The 21,255-nt window shown below is 68.3% G+C and carries 12 protein-coding genes; 10 read left to right on the top strand and 2 right to left on the bottom strand.

Annotated features, from left to right (window positions below):
- The first annotated feature begins 69 nt into the window (after window positions 1-69).
- From LE197_RS12170 to lasA, 6 genes are all read left to right on the top strand, one after another.
- A complete protein-coding gene (locus LE197_RS12170; RefSeq protein ID WP_003088087.1) occupies window positions 70-279 on the top strand; it encodes a hypothetical protein in 210 nt (69 codons plus the stop codon).
- Between the two features lie 141 nt (window positions 280-420).
- A complete protein-coding gene (locus LE197_RS12165) occupies window positions 421-948 on the top strand; it encodes a type VI pilus biosynthesis protein (RefSeq protein WP_003113617.1) in 528 nt (175 codons plus the stop codon).
- Window positions 935-3,265: a type II secretion system secretin GspD gene (gspD, locus tag LE197_RS12160; RefSeq protein WP_023108905.1), complete on the top strand. Its 2,331-nt coding sequence runs from the start codon at window positions 935-937 to the stop codon at window positions 3,263-3,265. The genes LE197_RS12165 and gspD overlap by 14 nt, the downstream gene beginning before the upstream one ends.
- 167 nt (window positions 3,266-3,432) lie before the next feature.
- Window positions 3,433-3,672, top strand: coding sequence for an acyl carrier protein (acpP, locus tag LE197_RS12155; protein ID WP_009876275.1), 240 nt, complete (start codon window positions 3,433-3,435; stop codon window positions 3,670-3,672).
- A 282-nt stretch (window positions 3,673-3,954) separates the two neighbouring features.
- Entirely contained in the window at window positions 3,955-4,380 is a 426-nt protein-coding gene (locus LE197_RS12150; RefSeq protein WP_003088094.1) for a hypothetical protein, read from the top strand.
- 283 nt (window positions 4,381-4,663) lie between these two features.
- Window positions 4,664-5,920: an elastinolytic metalloprotease LasA gene (lasA, locus tag LE197_RS12145; protein WP_023108904.1), complete on the top strand. Its 1,257-nt coding sequence runs from the start codon at window positions 4,664-4,666 to the stop codon at window positions 5,918-5,920.
- A gap of 114 nt (window positions 5,921-6,034) precedes the next feature.
- On the opposite strand, the gene LE197_RS12140 is transcribed toward lasA, so the two are convergent.
- Both LE197_RS12140 and LE197_RS12135 read right to left on the bottom strand, forming a co-directional pair.
- Window positions 6,035-6,826, bottom strand: coding sequence for an EcsC family protein (locus LE197_RS12140; protein ID WP_003106675.1), 792 nt, complete (start codon window positions 6,824-6,826; stop codon window positions 6,035-6,037).
- A gap of 60 nt (window positions 6,827-6,886) precedes the next feature.
- Window positions 6,887-7,909 (bottom strand): transporter, encoded by a 1,023-nt coding sequence (locus tag LE197_RS12135; RefSeq protein WP_003113619.1) that lies wholly within the window; start codon window positions 7,907-7,909, stop codon window positions 6,887-6,889.
- A 500-nt stretch (window positions 7,910-8,409) separates the two neighbouring features.
- On the opposite strand from LE197_RS12135, the gene LE197_RS12130 reads away from it, so the two are divergent.
- From LE197_RS12130 to LE197_RS12115, 4 genes are read left to right on the top strand one after another with little or no spacing between them, the layout of a single operon-like run.
- Window positions 8,410-16,554, top strand: coding sequence for an Ig-like domain-containing protein (locus tag LE197_RS12130; RefSeq protein WP_042173286.1), 8,145 nt, complete (start codon window positions 8,410-8,412; stop codon window positions 16,552-16,554).
- Window positions 16,554-17,831: a TolC family protein gene (locus LE197_RS12125; RefSeq protein WP_003122808.1), complete on the top strand. Its 1,278-nt coding sequence runs from the start codon at window positions 16,554-16,556 to the stop codon at window positions 17,829-17,831. The genes LE197_RS12130 and LE197_RS12125 overlap by 1 nt, the downstream gene beginning before the upstream one ends.
- Complete coding sequence (locus LE197_RS12120; RefSeq protein WP_226034050.1) at window positions 17,821-19,992, top strand: type I secretion system permease/ATPase; 2,172 nt, start codon at window positions 17,821-17,823, stop codon at window positions 19,990-19,992. Before LE197_RS12125 ends, LE197_RS12120 begins: the two co-directional genes overlap by 11 nt.
- Window positions 19,982-21,169 (top strand): HlyD family efflux transporter periplasmic adaptor subunit, encoded by a 1,188-nt coding sequence (locus LE197_RS12115; protein ID WP_003102741.1) that lies wholly within the window; start codon window positions 19,982-19,984, stop codon window positions 21,167-21,169. The genes LE197_RS12120 and LE197_RS12115 overlap by 11 nt, the downstream gene beginning before the upstream one ends.
- Window positions 21,170-21,255 lie beyond the last annotated feature (86 nt).

Raw genomic sequence — 21,255 nt, 5'->3', positions numbered from 1 at the left:
GGTGCTGCCGGACAGCCGGGCAGCCATGTATAATCGCGTCCCCACGATTTCCCCCGATCCGGATACGCCATGGCTTCCGCTCCCGACGCTCTTCCCCAGGCCCTTTCCTCCGACGACGCTCCGGCCCAGGCCGCGCCGAGCGACGCCAGCGCGTTGCTGAAGGCCGCCCTGGCGAAGAAGAACCAGGCCCAGCTCTATCCGCAGCGGAAGATCCACGACAAGGGCCAGCGTCCCGGCATGGCGCCGCGCGGTACCCGTCGTTCGATGGGCAAGCGCTGAGGCCTTTCCCGCGCCTGGCGTTTTGTGGGCCAGTTCCCGCCACGAAGGATCAAAGCGGGCAGCCTTAACAGTTTTGCCCTTTCGCGGCCGTAGGCCGCAGCCCCATCCCTTATGCTCGCCGCCCCTGGGCGAGCCGCGTCGATGCAGCGCGCCCGTTTGCCGGAATCCGCCTGCTGCATGTCGCGTCACCTTCCATCGTCTTTCGTTTCCCTGCGCAGCCTGGCCGGGCATGCGCCCGCTGTGCTTTGCGTGCTGCTGCTGGCGTTGCTCAGCGCCAGCCTGGCCAGCCAGACGCGCTCGCTGCGCCGCGAGCTGGCGGAATTGCCCGCCGCAGCGGCCCCGGCGCCGCCAGCCAACCCTTCAGCGGCCCCGCGCGCGGCGTTAGCCGGCTTGTTCGGTGGCGCTCCGTCGCCGCGCGGCGCGACGGCGGGCGAGCGTCTGCAATTGCGCCTGCTGGCCTGCTTCCTGGCGCGTCGCGAGGACCGCTCGGCGGCGCTGATCGCGGTGGCCGGGCGCTCGCAGCGCTTCCTGCCGGGCGCCGAAGTGCGCCCCGGCACCGTGCTGCTGGCGGTTCATCGCGACCATGTGGTGCTGCGCGACCAGGGTTATGAAGAACGTCTGTATTTCCCCAAAGCCGAAGGGGCAGAAACCACCCATGCCACGTTGTAGTACCCGTTCCGCCCAGCGCCTGTCTCCGCTGTTCCTGGTCCTGTCGCTGGCCGTCCTCGGCCTGGCGCCGCCGGTCCATCCGGCACCTGCCGAGACTGCCGCCGCGCAAGAGGAAGAGCAGTGGACGATCAACATGAAGGATGCCGAGATCGGCGACTTCATCGAGCAGGTATCGAGCATCAGCGGCCAGACCTTCGTCGTCGATCCGCGGGTGAAGGGGCGGGTCACGGTGGTATCCCAGGCGCGGCTCAGCCTGGCGGAGGTCTACCAACTATTCCTTTCGGTGCTCGCCACCCACGGCTACGCGGTGCTGCCGCAGGGCGACCAGGCGCGTATCGTGCCGAACATGGAGGCACGCCAGGACGCCGCGCAGAAGACCGTCCGCGATGGGCCGGGCAGCCTGGAGACGCGGGTGGTCCAGGCGCAGCAGACCTCGGTGGCGGAACTGATCCCGATGATCCGGCCGCTGGTCCCGGCCCATGGCCATCTGGCCGCCGTACCGTCGGCCAACGCGCTGATCGTCAGCGACCGCCGCGCCAACATCGAGCGCATCGAGGCGATCGTGCGCAGCCTCGACCGGGCCGGCGAACATGACTACAGCATCTACGACATGCGCCATGCCTGGGTCGCGGAAATCGCCGAGGTGCTCGATCGCAGCGTCACCCCGGCCGCCGGGAAGAGCGCCGCCACCGTCCAGGTCCTTGCCGACAGCCGCAGCAACCGCCTGGTCCTGCTCGGTCCGCCGCAGGCGCGAGCGCGCTTGCTGCGGCTGGCGCAGTCGCTCGACGTCCCCTCGTCGCGGTCGGCGAACAGCCGGGTGATCCGCCTGCGCCATGGCGACGCCAAGACCCTTGCCGCCACCCTCGGGGAGATCGGCGAATCGCTGCACGGCGAGCGGGGCCAGGATGGCCGGGGAAGCGGCAAGCGCGGCCTGCTGGTGCGCGCCGACGAATCGCTGAATGCCCTGGTGATCCTCGCCGACCCGGAGGATGTCGGCCTGCTCGAGGACATCGTCCGCCAGCTCGACGTGCCGCGCGCGCAACTGCTGGTGGAGGCGGCGATCGTCGAGCTGTCCGGCGAGATCGGCGACGCCCTCGGGGTGCAATGGGCGCTGCGTAGCGGGCATGTCGCCGGCGGCGCTGGCTTCGCCGACAGCGGGTTGTCCATCGGCACCCTGCTGGGCGCGTTGCAGGCCGGCAAGCCGCCGGCAGAGCTGCCCGACGGTGCGATAGTCGGCCTCGGCAGTCGCGATTTCGGCGCGCTGGTCACCGCGCTGAGCCGCAATAGCCGCAGCAACCTGCTGTCGACGCCGAGCCTGCTGACCCTGGACAACCAGAAGGCGGAAATCCTGGTCGGCCAGAACGTGCCGTTCCAGACCGGCAGCTACACCACCAGCGTCAGCGGTTCGAGCAATCCGTTCACCACTGTCGAGCGCAAGGATATCGGGGTGACCCTCAAGGTCACGCCGCACATCGGCGAGGACCGCATGCTGCGCCTGGAGATCGAGCAGGAAATATCCTCCATCGCGCCAACCGCCACCCTGGCGGCGAAGGCGGTGGACCTGGTGACCAACAAGCGCTCGATCAAGAGCACCGTACTGGCCGACGACGGCCAGGTCATCGTCCTCGGTGGATTGATCCAGGACGACCTGCTGCGCAGCGATTCGCGGGTACCGCTGCTGGGCGACATCCCCGGCGTCGGCCGGCTGTTCCGCTCGTCCCGCGAGACCCGGGTGAAGCGCAACCTGATGGTCTTCCTGCGCCCGAGCATCGTCCGCGATGCCGCCGGCCTGGAGCGCATCAGCCATGGCCGTTACCGTTCCATCCAGTTGCTGCGCGGTGTCGCCGGCGAACCGGCGCGCCCGCTGTTCGAGGATGCCGGCGCCATCGACCTGCGTCCCGCCGCCCAGGTCGCACCGGCACCTATTGGCTCGCCGCGCAGCTATCCGGCTCCAGCCCCGGTGCTGATGGAGAAGCCGCGCCTGGCGGACCCGGCGTCCCTGGGCGACGGTCGCGGCGGCGAGGTACCGGAGGTTCGCCAGGGCACGCACGCGCCGCAGCCGCCGTCACCCCAGCGCTACGCCGTGCGATTGGTCGAGGGCAGCAGCGAAGCCTTCATGCGCGCGCTGATCGAGCGGCATCCGGGTCTGTCGTTGCGTTTGCGCCGCGAACTGCGCGATGGCCAGGAGCTGTTCGCGGTGGAACGGGGCGACTACCTCGACCCGGAGCAGGCACGCCGGGCCCTGGCGGAACTGCCCGAAAGCCTGCCGCGAGGGAAGGCGCGGGTGATTGCGCATACGCCGGGAAGCGCCCTGTGACGGACTTCGAATCCTCGCGTCGCGCTCCGTCCACCGGATTGTCCGGCGCGCTGCGGCGGCCGCGCTCCAGCGCAGCGCCACTGCCAGATCTGGCAGTTGTCGCTGGCGGGGACGGAGGCTTTAGTAGCCGCACTTTTTTCCAGGGCCGGGCAGTGGGACCGCAATGCATGGACGACATCGAGACCAGAGTGAGGAAACTGGTAGCCGCCCGGTTCGGCGTGGAGGAATGCGACATCCGGTTGGACAGCGACTTCCGTAACGACTTCGGTGCCGAGTCGCTCGAGGTGGTCGAACTGGTCATGGCCCTGGAAACGGAGTTCGGCGTCGAGATCGCCGATGACGATGCGGAACGGATCGAGACCGTGCGCCAGGCCATCGACTATCTCGAGGAAGCCGTGCCGACCTGACTCCCCCTGGACCACCGGCCGATGCCGTGGTCATTCCCTGCGAAACGCTGTGCGCCACCTCCCGCCCGTGCCGGCGGCAAGGTGCGCGACGTCCCGCGCTTCGATTACGCCGGATCGTCCAGCCCGCCCCGGGCCGATCCGGCTTTTTTTTGCCCGCCACCGCGGTAGCGAGGCAGCCGCCGTCGGTTGGATTTCCTGAATCTTCCGGCGCCTCGCCGGTCGACCGGACAGGGGCGATGCGCCATTCGCGGTGCGCGCCCGCCATTCGTAACGGAGGTCGCCATGGCTACACGACGGAAAACCACACCCCAGGAAATCGACGACATTCAGGACCGCATGGGTTCGATACGCGAACTCGATTTCGACGAGCGCCGCCAGGCGCGCAAGGCACGGATCGGCGACGAGCGGCCCGAGGCCGAGGTGGAAGCCGAGTTTTCCCCGCGGCGGGTACGCGAGGCGGGCCACGCCGGCGGGCAGCCAGACGAGGACGACGGTTACCAGGATAACGTCGGCATGGACGATCTGGCGCCGGAAACCCTGATCGACGAAAGCGGCGCCCGCTCGCCGGCCGAGCGCGGTGGCGAATCGCCCGCGGACAAGCGCCTGAGGGTCGTGCATGGCAACGAGATCGGCGCTGGCCACGGCCTCGACGAAGCCGAGCTGGCACGTCGCGATCCGCTCGACGGCTCCTCCACCGAGGAACGCTGAGCGCGCGCAGACTGTATCGAAGTATTTCCGACGCCTGGCGTTCTGTGATCGATTCGGCTCGGTTGGAGTGCGCTGCCGCACGCTTTACAGCCGGACGGAGCGGGGCACCGGATCTACTGCAAAAGCTGATAGTTGTCTTCCCGGGTGACGGCGTTGCACGGTCCTGCGGCGTGCAACCCGGCCTGGGCGAAATACCGGCGGAGCGGACCAGGCTATCCCGTCGGAGGCGATGTCGCCGGGCTGCTGGCTTTCAAGGTTTCCCTTCGATGACCAGGAGCTACCCATGCAGCACAAAAGATCCCGCGCGATGGCGAGTCCGCGCTCGCCGTTCCTCTTCGTCTTGCTGGCGCTCGCCGTGGGCGGTACGGCCAATGCCCATGACGATGGCCTGCCGGCCTTCCGCTATTCGGCGGAGTTACTCGGCCAGTTGCAACTGCCCAGCGTGGCCCTGCCGCTGAATGACGACCTGTTCCTCTACGGTCGCGACGCCGAGGCGTTCGACCTCGAGGCCTACCTGGCGATGAATGCGCCGGCGCTGCGCGACAAGAGCGAATACCTGGAGCACTGGAGCGGCTACTACAGCATCAACCCGAAAGTGTTGCTGACCCTGATGGTCATGCAATCCGGGCCGTTGGGGGCGCCGGACGAGCGCGCCTTGGCGGCGCCGCTGGGACGGCTGTCGGCGAAACGCGGCTTCGATGCCCAGGTCCGCGACGTGTTGCAGCAGTTGTCGCGGCGCTACTACGGTTTCGAGGAATACCAGTTGCGCCAGGCGGCTGCGCGCAAGGCCGTCGGCGAGGACGGCCTGAACGCGGCATCGGCCGCGCTGCTCGGTCTGTTGCGAGAGGGGGCGAAGGCCTCCGCCGTGCAAGGCGGCAATCCGCTCGGCGCCTACGCTCAGACCTTCCAGCGCCTGTTCGGCACCCCGGCCGCGGAACTCCTGCAGCCGCGCAACCGCGTGGCCCGGCAACTCCAGGCGAAGGCCGCGCTGGCGCCGCCATCCAACCTGATGCAATTGCCCTGGCGCCAGGGCTATTCCTGGCAGCCCAACGGAGCGCATTCGAACACCGGCTCGGGCTATCCGTACTCGTCCTTCGATGCGTCCTACGACTGGCCGCGCTGGGGCAGTGCGACCTACAGCGTGGTCGCCGCCCACGCCGGTACGGTACGGGTGCTGTCGCGCTGCCAGGTACGGGTGACCCACCCCAGCGGCTGGGCGACCAACTACTACCATATGGACCAGATCCAGGTGAGCAACGGCCAGCAGGTCAGCGCCGACACCAAGCTCGGCGTCTATGCCGGCAACATCAACACCGCGCTCTGCGAGGGTGGCAGCTCCACCGGACCGCACCTGCATTTCTCGCTGCTCTACAACGGCGCCTTCGTTTCCCTGCAGGGAGCCAGCTTCGGTCCGTACCGGATCAACGTCGGCACCAGCAACTACGACAACGACTGTCGCCGCTACTATTTCTACAACCAGAGCGCCGGCACCACCCATTGCGCTTTCCGTCCGTTGTACAACCCCGGCCTGGCGCTCTGAGTCGGCGCGGGGCCCGGCTCCAGCCGGGCTCCGCCGCGAGCGAAACGGCGCTGAACAGCTGGCGCGTCGCTGCCGCCGCGCCCGGCGCCAGGCTGACCGCGTGGGCCGGCATGCTCAGCCGCGCCGGGGCAGCAGGGCGTAGGCGTCGCGAACCACATCCTTGCCGTAGTGGCGTTCCAGGCGGCGGACGACGAAGTGACCGCGCGCCATGGCCTGGAAATGGTTCATGAACACCGTGTTGATCGCCGCGCCGCCGAGGGCACCGACGATGGGCACGATCTGCGCCGCAAGCTTTTCCGAATACTGCACGCCCAGGCGCTCGGCGACCTTGCGCACCAGGGCCAGGAGCATCGGCGCGGCCTTCTTGCTGCCGGCGTCCTTGCCGAGGAAGTCGGCGGCCGCCTTGACCTGCTGGGCCAGCGCCGTACGCACCGCGTAGTAGCCGGACTCCGACGCGTCGTCCGAGGCGGATTTGCCGCCGAGGGCGAAGACTTCGATACAGGCCATCAGGGTGTCCATGTCCCTGATCGACTCGCCCTCGCTGCGCGCGATGTCGGCGATGGAACGGAAGATGATGCCGGTGGTGACCGGCACCTCGACCAGCATCGCCAGCGGCCCGAAGAAGCCGCCGACGCCACCGGAAACGGCGGCGCCGAGGGTATGCAGGCGGTTCGCCGGCTGACCGCTGGCGTTTTCCTGGAGGGTGGCGGTGGCCGAGCGGGCGACTTTCAGCAGCGCTCCCTCGATCACCGAACCGAGCTTCTCGTTGACCTTCCGCGGCAACTTCTTCAGGCCATATTCGATCGGCGTGCCCAGCAGGCTGGTGAGTTGCGCGGTGAGTCCAGGGTTTTCCAGCAGGTTCTTGGCGGCCTGGAGTTGCTTGAGATCGGCGGGGGAAAGGCTCATGGAAGGTCCGGCTGACGGTGGTCGGTCAACCTAACCACTGTCCACCGGCGTTGTCCACGCTCAATAGTCGCCACGCTTGCGGAAGGCCCAGCGGCCGGCAAGGAAGGTGAAGCTGGCGACCAGCACGAGCATGATCCAGAAGCCTTCAGGATCGTCGGCGAAGGGAATCCCGCCGACGTTCATGCCGAAGAAGCCGGCGACGATGTTGATCGGCAGGGCCAGCACCGTGACCATGGTCAGGGTGAAGAGGATGCGGTTGTTCTGTTCGTTGAGCTTGGCCGCGATCTCTTCCTGCAGCAGCTTGATCCGTTCGCCCAGGGCGGTCAGGTCGCTGATCACCAGGGAGAACTCCTCGGTGGCTTCGCGCAGCTCACGCAGGTCGGCATCCTGTAGCCATTCCGGCGGTCGGTTGAGCAGGCGCAGCAGCGAACCGGGCTCCAGCGCCAGCAGGCGTTGCAGGCGTACCAGCACGCGCCGCATGGCGCCGAGGTCGGCGCGGTTGGCGGAGAGGCGCAGGGCCAGTAGCTGGTCCTCGATGCGGTCCACTGCGACGCTGGTTTCGCGGACGATCTGGGTCAGCACGTCGCCCTGGTCGCGCAACAGGTGGATCAGCAACTGCAGGGGCGAACGGAAAGGTTCGCCGTGCTTCACCGAAGAGCGCAGCTTGTCCACCGAGCGCAGCGGTTGCGCTCGTGCACTGACCAGCAGCCGGCCACGGGCGCAGACCCACAGGGTGGCGACGTCCGAAGAGACCAGGCCGAAGTTGAAGACCACGTCGTTGACCACTGCCAGCAGCGCCGAGTCGACGTGTTCGATGCGCGTCGAGCGCGACCCCTCGCGCAGGCTTTCGAAGAAATAATCCGGCAGTTCCAGATGCTTCTTCATCCAGCGCTCGCAGGCGGCATGGGCGAGGTTCAGGTGCAGCCAGAGGAACTCGTCCGGCGCCTCCTCGCGAGCCTGCCGCAGGCAGGCGAGGGCGGTAACCGAGTCGATTTCCCGCCCCGCTTCGCCGGGGCGGAAACGGAAACCGTAGATCAGGCCGAACAGGTCGGCGTCCTGGGGCGGGGAGATACCGTGATGCATGGTCGCTCGCGGGAGAGGATCGGTTGGATAACTTGGCATCGTGACGATGACGCTTTGATTGCAGGACGATGAAGGCCGCTTCGCGGGATGCCCGGCGATGCTTTCCGTTGGAACTGTCGGGGTCGTCTTGCCGTCGCCTCGCGCCGACGAACTACGAGGTGCCGGGAAGTGCTATTTCATTTCTCCCGGTTTTTTATGAAATACGCATCGTAGAGTTCTGATATTTGCCCGCTGGGTTATTTAGTCGATTTGCCGTGCCAGGTGATGGGGGTTGTTTATAAAGTATTATAACTTTTTGATTATATATTGTTTATCAATTAGATAGGCGTGTGATGGCTAAATGGCTGCATGTTTTACAGGGGTTATCTAAATTGAATTTTTCATGGGGGTTTTCTTAGTCGTTATATATAAAGTCAGACTCGCCTTTTATTTAAAAGCTGCTATTTCTGGATTACATGGTGCGGCCGTTCGGTCGCTGCTTGACAAGAGGAATGTCGGAAATGTCGATCCAGGCGAAAGTTACCCCTATCGATCAGAGTATTTCTTCTGCGGCTGCCGTCGAGGTTCCGGAAAACGGGATACTCAAACTCTCCCAGAGCAGTAATGTCGCGCTCGATGTCGCACCGGAGTCGGTGGCGGGATACTCGAAGAGCGGTTCGGACCTGATCGTCCAGCTGAAGACCGGGGAAAGCGTACGCATCGCCAACTTCTATGCGGAAGGCCAGCCTTCCAGCCAGCTGTTCCTGGCCGACAAGGACAAGCTGGTGGCGGTAGACCTGCCGCCGGTCGCCGCCGACGGGCCGCTGATGGCCGGCTACATCCCGCAGGAAAGCCTGGCCGGTTTCGAGTCGCTGACCGGCGCCGGTGTGCTCGGTGGCATGAGCGCAGGGACTGCGCTGCTGGTCGGTGCGGCGGCCATCGGCGCCGGGGTGGCGATTTCCAACAGCAGCGGCGGCGGTGGCGGCGGCGGTTCTTCGGTGCCCCCGGACACCACTCCGCCGAAGGCGGCCAGCGGCCTGAAGATAGCGCCTGACGGCAGCAGCATCAGCGGCCAGGCCGAGGCCGGCGCGAGCGTCGGCATCGATACCAATGGCGACGGCAAGCCGGACCTCACCGTGATCGCCGATGCCAACGGCAATTTCACCGCTCCGCTGAACCCGCCGCTGACCAATGGCCAGACGGTCACCGTGGTGGTCACCGACCCGGCTGGCAACGCCAGCCCGCCGGCCCAGGTCACCGCTCCGGACACTACCGCCCCGGCGCCGGCTACCGACGTGCAGGTGGCGCCGGACGGCAGCAGCGTCACCGGCAAGGCCGAACCCGGCTCGACGGTGGGCGTCGATACCGACGGCGACGGCCAGCCGGACACCACCGTGGTGGTCGGCCCCGGCGGCAGCTTCGAGGTTCCGCTGAACCCGCCGCTGACCAATGGCGAGACGGTGACGGTGATCGTTACCGACCCGGCCGGCAACAACAGCACCCCGGTGACCGTCGAGGCGCCGGACACCACCGCCCCGGCGCCGGCCACCGACGTGCAGGTGGCGCCGGACGGCAGCAGCGTCACCGGCAACGCAGAGCCGGGCGCCACCGTCGGTGTCGACACTGACGGCGACGGCCAGCCGGACACCACCGTGGTGGTCGGTCCCGGCGGCAGCTTCGAGGTTCCGCTGAACCCGCCGCTGACCAATGGCGAGACGGTGACGGTGATCGTTACCGACCCGGCCGGCAACAGCAGCACCCCGGTCACCGCCGAAGCCCCCGACTTCCCCGACGCGCCCCAGGTCAATGCCAGCAACGGCAGCGTCCTCAGTGGTACGGCGGAAGCGGGCGTGACCATCGTGATCACCGACGGCAACGGCAATCCGATCGGCCAGACCAGCGCCGATGCCAACGGCAACTGGAGCTTCACCCCCGGTAGCCAACTGCCGGATGGCACCGTGGTCAATGTGGTGGCCAGGGACGCCGCCGGCAACAGCAGCCCGGCGACCTCCATCACCGTCGACGGCGTGGCGCCGAGCGCGCCGGTGGTCGAGCCGAGCAACGGCAGCGAACTCAGCGGGACTGCCGAACCGGGCAGCAGCGTGACCCTGACCGACGGCAATGGCAATCCGATCGGCCAGACCACCGCCGATGCCAACGGCAACTGGTCTTTCACGCCGTCCACCCCGCTGCCGGACGGTACCGTGGTCAACGTGGTGGCCAGGGATGCCGCCGGCAACAGCAGTCCGCCGGCCAGCGTTACCGTGGATGCCGTCGCGCCGGCCACGCCCACCGTCGATCCGAGCAACGGTACGACCCTCAGCGGCACCGCCGAGCCGGGCGCTACCGTGACCCTGACCGACGGCAACGGCAACCCGATTGGCCAGGTCACCGCCGACGGCAGCGGCAACTGGACCTTCACCCCGAGCACGCCGTTGCCCAACGGCACGGTGGTCAACGCCACGGCTACCGACCCGTCCGGCAACGCCAGTTCGCCGGCCAGCGTCACCGTGGACGCCGTGGCACCGGCCACGCCAGTGGTCAACCCGAGCAACGGCACCACGCTCAGCGGCACCGCCGAGCCGGGCGCCACCGTGACCCTGACCGATGGCAACGGCAATCCCATCGGGCAGGTCACCGCCGATGGCAGCGGCAACTGGAGCTTCACTCCGACCACGCCGTTGCCCAACGGCACCGTGGTCAACGCCACGGCCACCGACGCCTCCGGCAACACCAGTGCAGGCAGCAGTGTCACCGTGGACTCGGTAGCCCCGGCCACGCCAGTGATCAACCCCAGCAACGGCACCACGCTCAGCGGCACCGCCGAGCCGGGCAGCAGCGTGACCCTGACCGATGGCAACGGCAACCCGATCGGGCAGGTCACCGCCGACGGCAGCGGCAACTGGAGCTTCACCCCGTCCACGCCGCTGGCGGATGGAACCGTGGTCAACGCCACGGCCACCGATCCGGCGGGCAACACCAGCGGCCAGGGCAGCACCACCGTCGATGGCGTGGCGCCGACCACGCCGACCGTCAACCTGAGCAACGGCAGCAGCCTCAGCGGCACTGCGGAACCGGGTAGCACGGTGATCCTCACCGACGGCAACGGCAATCCGATCGCCGAGGTCACCGCCGACGGCAGCGGCAACTGGACCTACACCCCGTCCACGCCGATCGCCAACGGCACCGTGGTCAACGTGGTGGCCCAGGACGCCGCCGGCAATAGCAGCCCGGGCGCCAGCGTCACCGTGGACTCGCAAGCCCCGGCGGCGCCGGTGCTCAACCCGAGCAACGGCACCACGCTCAGCGGCACCGCCGAGCCGGGCGCTACCGTGAGCCTGACCGACGGCAACGGCAACCCGATAGGCCAGGTCACCGCCGACGGCAGTGGCAACTGGAGCTTCACGCCGGGCACGCCGCTGGCTAACGGCACCGTGGTCAACGCCACGGCCAGCGACCCGACCGGCAATACCAGCGCTCCGGCCAGCACCACCGTGGACTCGGTGGCGCCGGCCGCGCCGGTGGTCAATCCGAGCAACGGCGCGGAGATCAGCGGCACCGCCGAACCGGGCGCCACCGTGACCCTGACCGATGGCAGCGGCAATCCGATCGGGCAGGTCACCGCCGACGGCAGCGGCAACTGGAGCTTCACCCCGTCCACGCCGCTGGCGGATGGAACCGTGGTCAACGCCACCGCTACCGACCCGGCCGGCAATACCGGCGGCCAGGGCAGCACTACCGTGGACGCCATCGCGCCGGCCACGCCGACCGTCAACCTGAGCAATGGCAGCAGCCTCAGCGGCACTGCGGAACCGGGCAGCACGGTGATCCTCACCGACGGCAACGGCAATCCGATCGCCGAGGTCACCGCCGACGGCAGCGGCAACTGGACCTACACCCCGTCCACGCCGATCGCCAACGGTACTGTGGTCAACGTGGTGGCCGAGGACGCCGCCGGTAACAGCAGCCCGCCGGCGACGGTGACCGTCGATTCCAGCGCGCCGCCGGCGCCGGTGATCAACCCGAGCAACGGCGTCGTCATCAGCGGCACCGCCGAGGCCGGTGCCACCGTGACCCTCACCGATGCCGGCGGCAACCCGATAGGGCAGGTCACCGCCGACGGCAGCGGCAACTGGAGCTTCACGCCGGGCACGCCGCTGGCCAACGGCACGGTGATCGTCGCCACGGCCACCGACCCGACCGGCAATACCGGCCCGCAGGCCGCCACCACGGTGGACGCGGTGGCGCCGCCGGCGCCGGTGATCGATCCGAGCAACGGCACGACCATCAGCGGCACCGCGGAGGCCGGGGCCAAGGTGATCCTCACCGACGGCAACGGCAACCCGATCGGCGAAACCACCGCCGACGGCAGCGGCAACTGGACCTTCACGCCCGCCACGCCGCTGGCCAACGGCACGGTGGTCAACGCCGTGGCCCAGGACCCTGCGGGCAATACCGGCCCGCAGGGCAGCACTACCGTGGACGCGGTGGCGCCGAACACGCCTGTGGTCAATCCGAGCAACGGCAACCTGCTCAACGGTACCGCCGAGCCGGGCAGCACCGTGACCTTGACCGACGGCAACGGCAACCCGATCGGCCAGACCACCGCCGATGGCAGCGGCAACTGGAGCTTCACGCCCGGCTCGCAACTACCCAACGGCACCGTGGTCAACGTGACCGCGAGCGACGCCGCCGGCAATACCAGCGCTCCCGCTACCACGACGGTGGATTCCTCGCTGCCGTCGATCCCGCAGGTGGATCCGAGCAACGGTTCGGTGATCAGCGGCACCGCGGACGCCGGCAACACCATCATCATCACCGATGGCAACGGCAACCCGATTGGCCAGGTCACCGCCGACGGCAGCGGCAACTGGTCCTTCACTCCAGGCATCCCGCTGCCGGATGGCACGGTGGTCAACGTGGTGGCGCGCAGCCCAAGCAATGTCGACAGTGCGCCGGCGGTGATCACGGTGGATGGCGTGGCCCCGGCGGCGCCGGTGATCGATCCGAGCAACGGCACCGAGATAAGCGGTACCGCGGAGGCTGGCGCGACGGTGATCCTCACCGATGGCGGAGGCAACCCGATTGGCCAGGCTACCGCCGACGGCAGCGGCAACTGGACGTTCACCCCGGGCACCCCGCTGGCCAACGGCACCGTGATCAACGCCGTGGCCCAGGACCCGGCCGGCAACACCAGCGGTCCGGCCAGCGTCACCGTCGATGCCATCGCCCCGCCGGCGCCGGTGATCGATCCGAGCAACGGAGTCGTCATCAGCGGTACGGCGGAAGCCGGGGCCACGGTGATCCTCACCGACGGCAACGGCAACCCGATCGGCCAGGTCACCGCCGACGGCAGCGGCAACTGGGCCTTCACGCCCGCTACGCCGTTGGCCAATGGCACGGTGATCAATGCGCTAGCCCAGGACGCCGCCGGCAACAACAGCAGTCCCACCAGCGCCACCGTCGACTCGCTGGCGCCAGCAGCCCCGGTGATCGATCCGAGCAACGGTAGCGTGATCGCCGGTACCGCCGAGGCTGGTGCCACGGTGATCCTCACCGACGGCAACGGCAACCCGATCGGCCAGGTCACCGCCGATGGCAGCGGCAACTGGAGCTTCACGCCCGGCACGCCGCTGGCCAATGGCACGGTGGTCAATGCGGTGGCCCAGGACGCTGCCGGCAACACCAGCGGCCCGGCCAGCACCACGGTGGACTCGGTGGCGCCGGCCGCGCCGGTGATCGACCCGAGCAACGGCAGCGTGATCGCCGGTACCGCGGAAGCCGGTGCGACGGTGATCCTCACCGATGGCGGCGGCAACCCGATCGGCCAGGCCACCGCCGACGGCAGCGGCAACTGGACGTTCACCCCGAGCACCCCGCTGGCCAACGGCACCGTGATCAACGCCGTGGCCCAGGACCCGGCCGGCAATACCAGCGGTCCGGCCAGCGTCACCGTCGATGCCATCGCCCCGCCGGCGCCGGTGATCGATCCGAGCAATGGAGTCGTCATCAGCGGTACGGCGGAAGCCGGGGCCACGGTGATCCTCACCGACGGCAACGGCAACCCGATCGGCCAGGTCACCGCCGACGGCAGCGGCAACTGGAGCTTCACGCCCGGCACGCCGCTGGCCAACGGCTCGGTGATCAATGCGCTGGCCCAGGACGCCGCCGGCAACGCCAGCGGCCCGGCCAGCACCACGGTGGACTCGGTAGCCCCGGCCACCCCGGTGCTCGATCCGAGCAACGGTACGGTGATCAGCGGTACCGCCGAAGCCGGGGCCACGGTGATCCTCACCGACGGCGGCGGCAACCCGATAGGGCAGGCCACCGCCGATGGCAGCGGCAACTGGAGCTTCACTCCGGGCACACCGCTGACCAACGGCACGGTGATCAATGCGGTGGCCCAGGACGCCGCCGGCAACACCAGCGGTCCGGTCAGCACCACGGTGGACGCGGTGGCCCCGGCCACCCCGGTGATCGACCCGAGCAATGGTGTCGAACTCAGCGGCACCGCCGAACCCGGCGTCCGGGTGATCCTCACCGATGGCAATGGCAACCCGATCGGCCAGACCCTCGCCGACGGTAGCGGCAACTGGACCTTCACACCGGGCACGCCGCTGGCCAACGGCACGGTGGTCAACGCCGTGGCCCAGGACCCGGCCGGCAATACCAGCGGTCCGGCCAGCACCACGGTGGATACGGTGGCGCCGGCCACGCCGGTGATCAATGCCAGCAACGGCAGCGTGATCACCGGCACCGCCGAGGTCGGCGCCAAAGTGATCCTCACCGACGGCAACGGCAACCCGATCGGCGAGACCACCGCCGACGGCAGTGGCAACTGGACCTTCACCCCCGGCACGCCGCTGGCCAACGGTACGGTGATCAACGCCGTCGCCGAAGACGCCGCGGGCAACGCCAGCGGTCCGGCCAGCACCACGGTGGACTCGGTGGCGCCGTCCGCTCCGCTGCTGAGCATCAGCGCCGACGGCGCGCTGCTGACCGGCACCGCCGAGCCGAACAGTCAGGTGCGTATCGTGGTCAACGGCGACACCGCCAACCCGATCACGGTCACCGTCGACGGCGCCGGCAACTTCAGCCTGCCGTTCGCGCCGCCGCTGATCACCGGCGAACTGATCGCCGGGGTTGCCGTGGACGCCGCCGGCAACGTCAGCGGGCCGGCCACCATCAACGCGCCGGACCTGGCGCCGCCGACCATCAGCGTGCCGGAAGCCGCCGATACCTGGATCAACGCCGCGGAGATCGGCGACGGCATCCAGGTCGATGTGACGGTCCGTCCGACCATGCAGGTCGGCCAGGTGGTCACGGTCAAGTTCGCCGGGCAGAACGGCTACGAGGCCGAGGTCAGCCATACCCTCACCGCCGGCGACATCGCCGCCGGCAACCTGACCCTGACCCTGACGCCTCCCGGCGGCATGGGCCCGTTCCCGGAGGGCGCCTCGACCGTCACCGCCGACATCAACGGCGGCACCGCGTCGACCCCGGTGCCGTTCACCATCGACACCATTCCGCCGGCGACCCCGGTGCTGTCCCTGGTCGGCAACATCCTGACCATCTCGGCGGAGCCAGGGACCGAGTTGACGGTGACCGTCGACGTCGGCGGGGTGACCGCCACCGCCACGGTGACCGCCGACAACAGCGGGCTGGCGTCGCTGAACCTGCTCACCGACCTGGACATCGACTTCAGTTGGGACCAGTTGCTCAATGCCCAGGTGTCGGTGGTCGGACGCGACCCGGCCGGCAACCCGAGCAACACGGCGAGCATCGGCGTCGGCACCAGCATCGAGCAACCGGTGACCATCGGCAACTTCGGCCTCGACGTCAGCCTCAACCCGCTGAACCCGCGTTTCGGTTTCAGCGGAACCACCGAGCCTGACTCCAGCGTGGTGATCCGGGTCATCACCCCGGCGTTGAACGTCGAATTGCTGCCGATCCAGGCGGATTCGTCCGGAAACTTCTCGCTGAACCTGCTGAGCCCGACCATCCTCACCCAGTTGGGGCTGAACATCACCGACATCCTCAACCTCGGCTCGCAGATCTCGTTCAACCTGGTGTCCACCGACTCCAATGGCAACGACAGCGCCGCCTACGGGATCACCCTGACCCCCAACGGACTGTCGCTCAATATCGGCCAGATCGATGTCAACGGTACTTCCGGCGACGACGTGCTGTCCGGCGCCAACGGCAGTTCGGAGTACATCAACGGCGGCGACGGCAGCGACCTGATCTTCAACGTGGGCACCGGCGATCACGTGGTGGCCGGCAACGGCAACGACACCATCCAGATCACCGCGACCGATTTCGTCAGCATCGATGGCGGCGCCGGGTTCGACACCCTGGTCCTGGCCAACGGCATCGACCTCGACTACAACGCCGTCGGCGTCGGCACGCTCAGCAACCTCGAGCGCATCGACCTCGGCAAGGGCGATTCGGGTAGCGTGCTGACCCTGACCGCGGCGGAGGTGGATGCCATCACCGATGCCAACAACACGTTGCAGATCACCGGCGAGAACAACGACACCCTGAACGTGGTGGGCGCGGTGAATACCGGTACCACGCAACTGATCAACGGCATTACCTACGACGTCTACACCTTCGGCAGTACCACCCTGCTGATCGAGGACAACACGGTACAGGTCGTGGTCTGATGCGCGGGCGCAGGCAGTACGCGCGCAAGGGACGGCGGCATGGGAAGGGAGCCATCTGGCTCCTTTCCCTGGGTCTGCCGATGTTCGCGTCGGCCATGCCCCTCGACCAGGCGGTCAGGGCAGGGCTGGCGATCCACCCGGAAGTACGATCCGCGATGGCCGAAGCGGACCGTGCAGGCACCGAGGTGGAGATGGCCAAAGGGGGGTACTACCCCTCCGTGACGATGTCCGGGGGGCCGCAGGAGTTCGACTTCGGCGAGATCGTCTACGATCTCACCGCGTCGCAGATGCTGTACGACTGGGGTCGGGTGACGAGCAAGGTCGACAGCGCCAGCGCGACCCAGCGCAAGCTGTCCGAGGCGGTGCTGGTGGCGCGCGACGATGCGGCGCTGGATATCGTCGAGACCTACCTCGACGTGCTTGCCTCGGAGCGCCGGGTGGAGGCGGTGCGCGAACACATCCAGCGCCTCGACGGCATCCGCGAGATGACCCAGGCGCGCGGCGGCGACGGCTACGCCGACCGCAGCGAGCTGGATCGCGCCAATCTGGAACTGTCGCGGGCCCAGGAGCAGTTGTCGCTGGAGAAGGGCAACCTGCAGGACGCGCGCAACCAGTACGCGATCCTGGTCGGCCAGGAGCCCGCCGACCTGGTGGAGCCCGAGCCGATGTCGCTGCAACGCTACCTGGCGGCCAGCGATATGGCGCGGGTGATCCGCGAATCGCCTTTGCAGCGCAAGGCCCTGGAGGACGCCAATGTCGCCGAGGCCGAGGTCCGCGAGGCCAAGGCGTCGCTGCTGCCGCAACTGAACCTGGAGGCCAGCGCGCTGCGCCGGGAGATCGGCGGGCATCCGGAAAGCGACTCGGTGGTATCCCTGCGCTTCCGCATGGACACCTTCCAGGGGCTTTCCAACTTCCGCCGGCCGACCGCCGCGCAGCAGCGCCTGGAGTCGGCGCAATGGACCGCCGACGCGATGCAGCGCGACATCCGCCGGCAACTGCAGAACCTCTTCGACAACGGCGACACGCTGCGCTGGCGGGAACAGTCGCTGACCCAGCAGGTGACCGAGTCGGAGCAGGTCGGCGAGTTGTATCGCGAACAGTTCGAGGTTGGCCGGCGCGACGTGATCGACCTGCTCAACGTGCAGCGCGAGCGGTTCGAGGCAGAGCGGCAACTGATCAACCTGCGGATCGAACGCAAGCGCATCGAGTATCGGGCGGCCGCGCAAGTCGGCCTGTTGGGTCCGCTATTGGAGAACCGGCTGAATCATGGAAGCTGAGAAAACCCCGGATAACGTCGTGATCCTCAACCACGACCCCATCGTCGACCCGTTGCGCCAGGGCTTGTTGCTGCTCTGCCGGCAGCTTGGCCGACCGCTCGGTGACGCCGAACTGGTGGACGGCATGCCGCTGGAGCACGGTCGCCTGCCGTTGCACCTGGTGGCCCGCGCGTTGCGCCGCGCCGACATCACCGCCCAGGTCACCCGCCAGCCGTTGCGCCGGATCGATCGCTACCTGCTGCCGGCCCTGCTGCTGCTCGACGACGGCCGCGCCCTGGTGCTGGTGGGCAACGACGGCGAGCACGCCGAGGTGCTGGTACCGCAGAGCGACGGCGGAAGCCAGAGGATGCCGCTGGCCGAGCTGGAAGCGCTGTACAGCGGCACGGCGGTCTTCGCCAAGTGCCGCTACCGCCCGGACGGGCGGGTCGGCGACTACGCCAGCGCCTTGCCCGAACACTGGTTCTTCGGCCCGCTCAAGCGGCTCTGGCGTTCCTACGCCGAGGTCACCGCCGCGGCGTTGGTGGCCAACGTCCTGGCGGTCGCCTCGGCACTGTTCGCCATGCAGGTCTACGACCGCGTGGTGCCCAACGCGGCGTTCGACACCCTGTGGATCCTCGCCAGCGGCGTGGCCCTGGCGATCGTCCTCGACGGTGTCCTGCGGATCATGCGCGGCCACCTGCTCAACGTGCTCGGCAAGCGCCTCGACCTGCAACTCTCGACCCTGCTGTTCTCCCGCGTGCTGAGCACCCGGGTCGCCGCCAAGCCGGCGTCGATGGGCGCCTTCAGTACCCAGGTGCGGGAGTTCGAGTCGGTGCGCGAGTTCTTTACCTCGTCCAGCGCGGCGCTGATCAGCGACCTGCCGTTCGTGGCGATCTTCCTGCTGATCATCGCCGTGATCGGCGGCCATGTGGTCTGGGTGCCGCTGGTGGCCTGCGTGCTGATGATCCTGCCGGGGCTGCTGACCCAGCGCCTGCTCGGCCACCTGTCGCGGCAGAACCTGCGCGAAGGGGCGATGAAGAACGGCGTGCTGCTGGAAGCCTTCGAGCACCTGGAGACGGTCAAGGCGACCCGCGCCGAAGGCCGCTGCCTGCACCAGTGGGAAACCCTGACCGGCGAACTGGCCGGTACGGCGATGAAGACCCATACCCTGGCCTCGACCCTGAGCTACTCGGCGAGCATCGTCCAGCAGCTCTGCTACGTCGGCGTGGTGGTCTTCGGCGTCTATCGGATCAGCGAGGGCGCGATGACCGTCGGCGGCCTGGTGGCCTGCTCGATCCTCGCCTCTCGGGCCATCGCACCGCTGTCGCAGGCGGCCGGCATCCTCGGTCGCTGGCAGCACACCAAGGTGGCGATGGAAGGCCTCGACCAACTGATGAGCGCCGAGCAGGAGCGACCCCAGGGCAAGCGCTTCGTGCACAAGGAGCGCCTGCAGGGACATTACTGCCTGGAGGGCGTGCGCCTGGCCCACGGCGACAGCCCGCCGGTGGTCGACGTGCAGGCCCTGAACATCCGCGCCGGCGAGCGGGTGGCGCTGCTCGGCGGCAACGGCGCCGGCAAGTCGACCCTGCTGCGCCTGCTCAGCGGCCTGCTCGACGCGCAGGCGGGACGCCTGCTGCTGGACGACGTCAGCCTGACCCAGATCGACCCGGCCGACCGCCAGCGCGGTATCGGCTACCTGCCGCAGGACGTGGCGCTGTTCCATGGCAGTCTGCGCGACAACCTCAACCTGGAGAACGCCGCGCTGGGCGACGAGGAACTGCTGGAGACCCTCGACGGGGTCGGCCTGGGCGCTTTCGTCCGCGGCCACCCGCTGGGGCTGGACATGCCGATCCAGGGCAACGCCAGCCTGTCCGGCGGCCAGCGCCAGGCCGTCGGGCTGGCCCGGGTGCTGCTACAGGACCCTCCGATCCTGCTGCTCGACGAGCCGACCGCGGCCTTCGACCAGGGCAGCGAGAAACAGGTCATCGACTACCTGCAGCAATGGTTGGGCAAGCGCACCCTGGTCATCACCACCCACAAGAAAAGCATGCTCGCCCTGGTCGAGCGTGCGGTGGTCCTGCGCCAGGGCAGGGTGATCATGGACGGCCCGCTGGAGCAGGTGGTGCAGGGCAACCAGGTACAGGCACCGCAGGCCGCCGAAGGAGGCAACCATGGACTCTGACCGCGACGCCGCCGCCCTGCGCCGGCAACTGGCCGACCCGTTGCTGGCGGCTACCCACCCGGTCTACCGGCCGCTGCTCTGGACCCTGCTCGGTTGCGTGCTGCTGTTCATCGGCTGGGCGGCCTGGGCGCAACTGGACGAGGTGACCCGCGGCGACGGTCGGGTCGTGCCGTTCAGCCGCATCCAGAAGATCCAGAGCCTGGAGGGCGGCATCCTCGACCGCCTGCTGGTGAAGGAGGGCGACCTGGTGGAAGTCGGCCAGCCGCTGGTGCGCCTCGACGAGACGCGCTTCCTCACCAACTTCCAGGAGTCGGCGAACCAGGCCAGCGTGCTGCGCGCGGCCATTGCCCGGCTCGACGCCGAGGTGCTAGGCAAGAAGAGCATCGAGTTCCCGCCGGACGTCGATCCCGAGGGGCCGCTGGCGCGTTCCGAACGCGAGCTGTTCAAGTCGCGCCGCGACAAACTGGTGGAGGGCACCCAGGCGATCCAGCGGCAGATTCACCTGGCGCAGAGCCAGCTCGACCTGGTTCGCCCGCTGGTGGCCAAGCGTGCGGTGAGCCAGATGGAGGCGCTCAAGCTGAGCCAGGACATCGCCACCCTCAGCGGCAAGCTGACCGAGCTGAAAAGCACCTATTTCCAGGATGCCTATACCGAGCGCGCCCAGCGCAAGGCCGATCTCAGCGCCCTGGAACCGATCGTCCAGCAGCGCCAGGACCAGTTGCGCCGCACCGAGATCCTGTCGCCAGTGCGCGGGCGGGTGAACACCGTGCTGATCAACACCCGCGGCGGGGTGATCCAGCCCGGCGAGCCGATCATGGAAGTGATCCCGGTAGAGGAGCGTCTGCTGGTGGAGGCGAAGATCAAGCCGCGCGACGTGGCCTTCCTGGTTCCCGGCATGCCGGCCAAGGTGAAGATCACCGCCTACGACTACACCATCTACGGCGACCTCAAGGGCACCCTGGAGCAGATCAGTGCCGACACCATCGAGGAGGACACCCCGCATGGCAAGGAGTCCTACTACCAGGTGCTGATCAAGACCGATGGCAGCCAGTTGAAGCGCGGCGAGGAGGTGTTGCCGATCATTCCGGGGATGGTCGCCGAGGTGGACATCCTCAGCGGCAAGCGCAGCGTGCTCAACTACCTGCTGCGGCCGCTGATCAAGGCGCGCCTTTACTGAGGCGTGCAGGACAGGCCCGGTCGGTGGAAACGTGCCAGCCGCTTCCCTGTAGCCATGGCGAGCTACGTAGGCGGTGGCGCTGGTAA

Source organism: Pseudomonas sp. PS1(2021), from assembly GCF_020405165.1.
In the GTDB taxonomy this organism is placed as follows: domain Bacteria; phylum Pseudomonadota; class Gammaproteobacteria; order Pseudomonadales; family Pseudomonadaceae; genus Pseudomonas; species Pseudomonas aeruginosa.
The sequence above is the reverse complement of the archived record's forward strand: the minus strand, read 5'-3'. Positions and strand labels throughout refer to the sequence as shown.